Raw genomic sequence first — 7,152 nt, 5'->3', positions numbered from 1 at the left:
AAGCGGCTACCACTTTTGCGTTTCCCCGCTAATCGCTTCGGAGCGGACAGTCTCACCCCCAGCAGGACGGAGCCTGGAGCCTAGACTGGAAATATTCTTCTCCCCACGACAGCCACTATACACGAAACACAATCTCTACGAAAAAGACGGCACATCCCAATTAACAGGGTGTGCCGTCTTTATAGTGATGATTAATTATCCCGTTTCAATGGTTCGGAGAGATCTACGTGCCCCATCAGCGTTTCTACTTTCTTGCCATCCTCCAAGAAGACTATCTCCTTTACTTCCGAGAATTGAAAGAAGGTATTCTTCAACGCATCTATAGCCATCGTCTCGCCACTTGAACCCATGTTGAACTGATTTTTGCTATCTGCATCAATCGTCAGAGTGCCTTTATCGATTGTAATGGAATGGTACTTGAAGTCTTTCCACAGTGGAATGTGCACGTCTGGCTTTACAGGCGTCTCCAGCAGGGCAAGTGTCTTTTTGTACTTCTCGATATCTTCTGCAAACGTGATCTCTTGCTCTTCTTTTTGCAGCTCCATCACATTATTATCCGAATAGTAAACGGTGACCATTTGCTTTTTCAGAGTCGGCTCTGTTGTCGATGGATCAGTTTTTGAACCAGATGGCTGTTCTACTGGTGTGGTTGGCTGTGGTGTTTCTGTCGCGTTTTGCCCACATCCGGCCAAAAGCAGCATTACTAACGCTGCCATCCAGATCACTCGACTTTTTTTCATCGTGATAAGCCCCCTTACTGATAAGACTCGTAGTATTCACGAATAGCCGCAACAATGGCTTTCGCGATTTTATCTTGGAATGCCGGATTCGTCAGCTGCGCGTTCTCCTGTGGATTGGAGAGGAAGCCAGTTTCGGTCAGCACTGCTGGCATTTTCGTGTTTTTGATCACATAAAAGCCACTCTTCTTGAAGCCCCGATCCGGGAACTGCGTTGCCCCACGCAAATGTTTATGTACCACTTGGGCAAAGTCTTTACTGTTTTCATTATAATAGAAAGTTTCTGTTCCTGCAGCCGTCGGTTTCGGGAATGCGTTGGCGTGAATAGACAAGAACAAGTCGGCTTCTAACTCATTGGCAAAAGCAACACGCTCTGACAGTTCATAAAACACATCTGTTGTGCGGACAGGAACGACTTGAAACTCTGGATATTGCTTCAGCAAAGCCACAATCTTATTGGAGACAGCCAAGTTGTAATCTTTTTCATTGTTGCCAGCAGAGCCCTTCGTACCTGGGTCTTTTCCTCCATGACCGGCATCAACGACGATCAGGTAGCCTGTTTTCTTCGGCTTTGGCGTCAATTTTACTTCGATACCGTCTTTCGTGTAAGCCAGCTCATACGTGCTCTTTTGGTTCAGCTCAATCACGACGCGAACCGTGTCAGGAGATGCACTGTATTGGCTGTAACGCAGGTTAGTAATGAGAGGTTCTTCTTTCGCTTGTTCTGCTTGATTCAGTTCATCCGAATCCGAATCTGTACCTTGGTCTTCATCATCAGCGGAGACCGTTTGCTCGGATTCGCCTACGCTATCGCTTTTCTCGTCTTGACGTTTTAGATCTTCAATTAAATCATCATCCAAAGCGGTTTGTGGGAGATCCAAGACGATCCGGTGTGGACCAGTCATTACAAACGACTGAGGAATGACAGGCATGGTCGTTTCAATACGAACACGGTCGCCGTCCTCGGATACATCTTTCATAATATTGAGGCGATCGATCTCAACCTGATTATTTTTCTTGTCCCACGCAAATGACCCTCCAAGCTCGTCCTCCAATTGACGTAATGAGAGGACTAACTGATCATCAATCGTCATCCCGCGCTCAGGTCTTTTCCACGCAAAGCCTTTTTGTCCCACTTGCTCAGCTACGGCCTGTGCGGACGCGTACATCGTGTCTTCCACTTGATACAGCTTGATCGGCTGGGTTGGCATCTTGCCATTCAGCTTGACCTGTGGTGTTTCGTTCGCAATGACAGTACGTGTACTGTTGTCCCACCCGACTGTAACACCAAGTGACTCCCCGACAAAACGCAGTGGCAGCAGCATACGCTTTTGTGAAATAACAGGCGGCGTATCGAGCTTCACTTGTTTGCCGTTCAACACTGCTGTACGGGAGTCTAGTGTAAGGGAGAGCTGCTGTGAGCCTTTGGTAATAACAGCTGTTCGAGTAGCGTCATTCCAATCCACATTTGCACCTAGCCCTTCGGCGATGACACGAACGGGAACCAACGTGCGCCCACTCTTGATGACCGGCGGTACTTCAGCACTTACTGCCTGTCCACCAATCATGAGATTGACAGCTTCCTCTGAGGCACTGCTTGCTGCAACCGCCCAACCGGGGATTAGCAGCAGGACCAGCAATGCAAAAAGCAGAGGGTAAAATCGTCTCTTCATCCTGACCTCCTCCGTGATGTCTGTTTTCTTCGTATTGTGGCGTCAGCCAATGTGCAACGTTCACCATTCTATTAGACGCTTGATGATCTGTAAAGTTTATAGTCTTTTGGTACCAAAATGAAAAGACCGCCTCCGCAAGCCCCGCGAGACAGTCTTTGCAACTGATCAATTGTTATCGAAAAAATCCCCTTCTCTCTTGCCTACTTACTTCTTGAACAGGTTTTTTTATCATGTTCAAGCCCCCGTTGGCAAGAAATTGCTGGATCAGCGAAATCACAGCTGGATTCGACAGCACCTTAATGGAGTCGGCTACTTTTGGGTTTTTCAACTGGGGAATAGCGTCACCCAGATACGGTAAAAGCGGCAGTAAATCTTCGATTGAAATGGCAGGCTTTTGTGGCGGGGATACAGCTTCCACTTGGGCAGTATTCCGTCGTCCTCCAAACAACAGACCTCGCCGTTCTCCTGTACCTTTTGGTGGTGCCTGTTTAAGACGCCCCAGTGTATTTTTCATATCCTGTAGTTCCTGTCGTACCTGACTCATTTCTCTCATCATTTGGGCATTGTTTGTATGTTGCGCATCCGCAAGTTTGTTGATCGATTCTAGCAAATGGTTCTTGGGGACAGCCTGCTTCTTTTTCGCTTTCATTTTCTCAACGATAATCCCACCTCCCTCCTCACTCTACCCCCTTATCTAAAACGTTTTTTTATATTTTCCAAATCCTTTGCAGTGACACCTTTTTTCGAAAGCTTATTCAACAAACTCCCGACATTTTCTGTTTTTTGCATCTGACGAAACTGCGCAGCATACCCGTTAACCTCTTGCTCGGTCAATTTTTTCCCTGACTTTCTGGCCATTTCACGAATGACTTCCTTGATTCCCGCGTCTGTCCTCAGCTTTTCCTTAGGAATGGATTTAACAATGTTGAGCAAAGAACCAATATCCATCAATATCCCTCCTAATTGCAGTTAGTTCCTTTTTACTCTATGTAGCCAAGGGCGTAATGGATTGGTCATTTGTCCATGAGACAGAAAAAAAGAAGAGGTCGTAAAAAACCTCTTCTCATCCGTGTTTACATTATGGAGTAATATCCGCATATTTGAAATCGATAGCACCCAGACCATCCATCACGACATCTTTCAGATTCTCGTTCTGCACCCAAGAATTCACGTAGAAGTAGATTGGCATGATTGGCATTTCATCCATCAGGATTTGCTCAGCCTGCATGAGAATGGCTTTACGCTTCTCCGGGTCTTTCTCCAGAGCGGATTGGTTCAAAAGCTCCTTGTACTTTGGATTTCCCCAACGTGTATCGTTGTTTCCGCCGTCTTTTTCCTGGAACATTTCCAAGAAGTTGATGGGATCATTGAAGTCACCCAACCAGCCTCCACGAGCGATTTGATAATTTCCTTGGTGTACGTCTTCTAAGTATACCTTCCACTCTTTATTTTCGAGCTCGATATCTACGCCGAGGTTTTTCTTCCATTGATCCTGTATTTCTTTTGCGATTTTTTTATGACCTTCGGATGTGTTGTAGATGAGTGTAATTGGAGGGAGTTTGGATATCCCCTCTTCCTTCATACCTTCTACCAGTAATTTTTTTGCTACTTCAAGGTCATTATCTTTGAAGTAACCGTCTTTGTTCAACGCCGTGCTCGGTGGCACAAAGCCTGTTGCCGGCACTTGACCAGCTTGCAGGATATCGGAGGTGATGCTTTCACGATTAATGGCATATGCGAACGCCTTACGAATTTTTGCGTTGGTAAACGGTGCTTGCTCTGTATTGAAACGATAAAAATAGGCACCGGCGATTGGCTGAGTTTTCAATATACCAGCTTCCCTCAAAATCGGAAGTGCGTCGGTTGGCAGCGAGGAGTTTGGAGCACCTGCCCAATCCAGCTCGTCGTTATCAAACAAGGACAATTCCGTATTCTCATCCTCTATCATGGTGAATTCGATTTTGTCCAATTTTACATTGGCTTTATCCCAGTACTTCTCGTTCTTTACGACAGTCAGATTGCTCTTGTGTTCCCATCTTTCCATTTTGAATGGTCCGTTGCCAACAACAGTCTTTGCCTCGTAAGCCCATTTTTTGTTGCCTTCGACTACCTTCTTGTTTACCGGGAAGTACGTTTTGAAAGCAACCAGCTCCGGGAAAAATGGCGTCGGGTTTGTCAGTTCCACTTTTAGCGTCTTATCGTCAATGGCCTTTACCCCAACGTCTCCCGCTTTGCCGGTCCCATTATTGAATGCTTCTGCGCCTTTCACATAATACAACTGGTAGGCGTAGCTGGAATCTGTCTTTGGATCGAGCGCGCGCTTCCAAGCATATTCGAAGTCATGTGCCGTTACTGGATCGCCGTTGCTCCATTTTGCTTCACGAATCTTGAATGTATAAGTCTTCCCATCCTCTGAAACGGTATAGCTATCTGCCGCGGCTGGGTGCACCTTTCCGTCTTTTCCGAGACGTGTCAGACCTTCGAATACAGCTGTGATGATCGTACCAGAGGTAGTATCCTCCGCAATTCCAGGGTCTGCTGTAGGCGGCTCCGATTGCAGATTTATTCTTAATACCTTAGGCTCAGCCGCTTGGATAGAACCTTCGTACCCGGTCATCATTCCACCGAAAACGAGGACCGAACTCAATACCATAAAAACACTCTTCTTCATCATACACCCTCCAATAACCCCTGATAGAATCTTCCAAAAATAGTATACAATAAAAAGTAAAAATTTGGATGTTAAATAGATAAAAAAAGAAGAAAGGTGAGTAAAGCACCTTTCTTCTTTTACATGCACAGCTATTATTTCTTTTCTACGAAATCTGCGTACTTGTAGTCAACAGCACCCAGACCATCGATGATAACATCTTGTACTCTGTCGTCCTTAACCCAAGATTGAGTATAGTAGTAGATTGGCATAATCGGCATTTCATCCATCAGGATTTGCTCAGCCTGAGCCAGGATTGCTTTACGTTTTTCTGGGTCTAGCTCCAGAGCGGATTGGTTCAGGAGTTCTTTGTACTTCGGATTTTCCCAACGAGTATCGTTGTTTCCGCCGTCTTTTTCCTTGAACATTTCCAGGAAGTTGATTGGATCGTTGAAGTCACCCAACCAGCCTGCACGAGCCACTTGGTATTTACCTTGGTGTACATCATCCAGGTAAACCTTCCACTCTTTGTTCTCAAGCTTCACGTCTACGCCGAGGTTTTTCTTCCATTGGTCTTGGATTGCCTCAGCAATCTTTTTGTGACCTTCGGAAGTGTTGAAGGAAAGAGTAAGTGCCGGGAATTTGGTGAGACCCTCTTCTTTCAGTCCTTCTTCGAGCAATTTCTTCGCTGTTTCGATGTCGTTATCTTTGTAGAAACCGTCTTTGTTCAGCGCCATGCTTGGTGGTACATAGCCTGTTGCAGGCAATTGACCAGCTTGCAGGATGTTGTCGATCAGGCTTTGACGATCGATCGCATAAGCAAACGCTTTACGGATTTTCACATTGTTGAACGGTGGTTTTTCTGTGTTGAAACGATAGAAGTAAGTACCCGCGATTGGCTGAGTTGTCATTTTGCCGGACTCTTTCAAAGCCGGGATCGCGTCTGTTGGCAACGCAGAAGTTGGAGCGCCTGCCCAGTGCAACTCACCATTTTCCCACATGGACAGCTCTGTATTCTCATCTTCTACCATGGAGAATTCGATTTTGTCCAATTTTACGTTGTCTTTATCCCAGTAGTTATCGTTTTTGGAAACAACGAGCTTGCTCTTGTGCTCCCAAGAATCCATTTTGAATGGACCGTTACCAATAACTGTTTTCGCATCGGTAGCCCATTTATCGTTGCCTTCCACTACTTTTGGATTAACTGGGAAGTATGTTTTGAATGCAACCAGCTCCAGGAAGAATGGAGTTGGGTTCGTCAATTCTACTTCGAGTGTTTTATCGTCAATTGCTTTTACGCCAACGTCTTCCACTTTACCTTTACCTTTGTTGTAGGCTTCTGCACCCTTCACATAGTACAGTTGGTATGCATAGTTGGAAGCTGTTTTTGGATTAAGAGCGCGTTTCCAAGCATATTCGAAATCTTTTGCCGATACTGGATCGCCATTGCTCCATTTGTTATCACGAATTTTGAATGTATATTTTTTACCGTCTTCAGAAACAGTGTAGCTCTCTGCTGCTGCTGGATTGTATTTACCGTCTTTACCAACGCGAGTCAGACCTTCGAAGGTAGCAGTGATGATGGTGCTGGAAGTTGTATCTTCCGCGATACCTGGGTCAGCAGTTGGTGGCTCGGAGTGCAGGTTCAGTTTCAGTACTTTAGAGCCAGCTGGTGCAGAATTTTCTGTCTTTGCTCCGGAAGCGTTGTTATCTGCCGGTGCCGCCTGGTTTCCGCCACCGCATCCTGCGAGTGCCGCGCCAAGAACGAGGATAGAACTCATTGCCACGAAAACATTCTTTTTCATACAAGTAATCCCCCTTTTCTAAATCTTTTATCAATATACATGGTTTTATATATTTTTTAAATATGTTTTAGAATGATTTAATAAATTTTTATTTATTTATAAAGAGAATTAATGAATTGTAAAATATGTTGATCGATAAATAAATTTTCCAAAACATTCCTACCCCAATATCCCTAAGAAAAACCGCATGATATCAAGCTTTTTCAGAGGTGAGGATTAAAACCTCATTTATTGATATCTTTTTTCATTCACCCAATTTTATTCACATTCAGTAAAATGACAATAGT

6 protein-coding genes are annotated in these 7,152 nt (G+C 45.0%); all 6 read right to left on the bottom strand.

The features are described from left to right. Positions 1 to 191: 191 nt before the first annotated feature. Positions 192 to 740: a GerMN domain-containing protein gene (locus KB186_RS19220; protein WP_173611913.1), complete on the bottom strand. Its 549-nt coding sequence runs from the start codon at positions 738 to 740 to the stop codon at positions 192 to 194. A gap of 14 nt (positions 741 to 754) precedes the next feature. Then, positions 755 to 2,410, bottom strand: coding sequence for an N-acetylmuramoyl-L-alanine amidase family protein (locus KB186_RS19215; protein ID WP_173611912.1), 1,656 nt, complete (start codon positions 2,408 to 2,410; stop codon positions 755 to 757). Between the two features lie 172 nt (positions 2,411 to 2,582). Further along, positions 2,583 to 3,059, bottom strand: coding sequence for a hypothetical protein (locus KB186_RS19210; RefSeq protein WP_173611911.1), 477 nt, complete (start codon positions 3,057 to 3,059; stop codon positions 2,583 to 2,585). A 41-nt stretch (positions 3,060 to 3,100) separates the two neighbouring features. Continuing rightward, complete coding sequence (locus KB186_RS19205) at positions 3,101 to 3,358, bottom strand: hypothetical protein (RefSeq protein WP_173611958.1); 258 nt, start codon at positions 3,356 to 3,358, stop codon at positions 3,101 to 3,103. A gap of 130 nt (positions 3,359 to 3,488) precedes the next feature. Then, positions 3,489 to 5,081 carry a peptide ABC transporter substrate-binding protein gene (locus tag KB186_RS19200; RefSeq protein WP_173611957.1) on the bottom strand — a complete coding sequence of 531 codons (1,593 nt, stop codon included), beginning with the start codon at positions 5,079 to 5,081 and terminating at the stop codon, positions 3,489 to 3,491. A 134-nt stretch (positions 5,082 to 5,215) separates the two neighbouring features. Then, the gene (locus KB186_RS19195) at positions 5,216 to 6,865 is read right to left on the bottom strand and encodes a peptide ABC transporter substrate-binding protein (RefSeq protein WP_173611910.1); all 1,650 of its coding nucleotides are present in this window, start codon (positions 6,863 to 6,865) and stop codon (positions 5,216 to 5,218) included. Positions 6,866 to 7,152 lie beyond the last annotated feature (287 nt).

The organism is Brevibacillus sp. AF8, assembly GCF_021270385.1.
GTDB lineage: Bacteria > Bacillota > Bacilli > Brevibacillales > Brevibacillaceae > Brevibacillus.
Note: the sequence above shows the minus strand (reverse complement) of the source record. Positions and strands in the feature narration are given on the sequence as shown.

Excerpts from the sequence above, each read along its gene's own strand:
- KB186_RS19220 (WP_173611913.1), bottom strand. The coding sequence starts at position 740 with ATGAAAAAAAGTCGAGTGATCTGGATGGCAGCGTTAGTAATGCTGCTT.
- KB186_RS19215 (WP_173611912.1), bottom strand. The coding sequence starts at position 2,410 with ATGAAGAGACGATTTTACCCTCTGCTTTTTGCATTGCTGGTCCTGCTG.
- KB186_RS19210 (WP_173611911.1), bottom strand. The coding sequence starts at position 3,059 with ATGAAAGCGAAAAAGAAGCAGGCTGTCCCCAAGAACCATTTGCTAGAA.
- KB186_RS19205 (WP_173611958.1), bottom strand. The coding sequence starts at position 3,358 with ATGGATATTGGTTCTTTGCTCAACATTGTTAAATCCATTCCTAAGGAA.
- KB186_RS19200 (WP_173611957.1), bottom strand. The coding sequence starts at position 5,081 with ATGAAGAAGAGTGTTTTTATGGTATTGAGTTCGGTCCTCGTTTTCGGT.
- KB186_RS19195 (WP_173611910.1), bottom strand. The coding sequence starts at position 6,865 with ATGAAAAAGAATGTTTTCGTGGCAATGAGTTCTATCCTCGTTCTTGGC.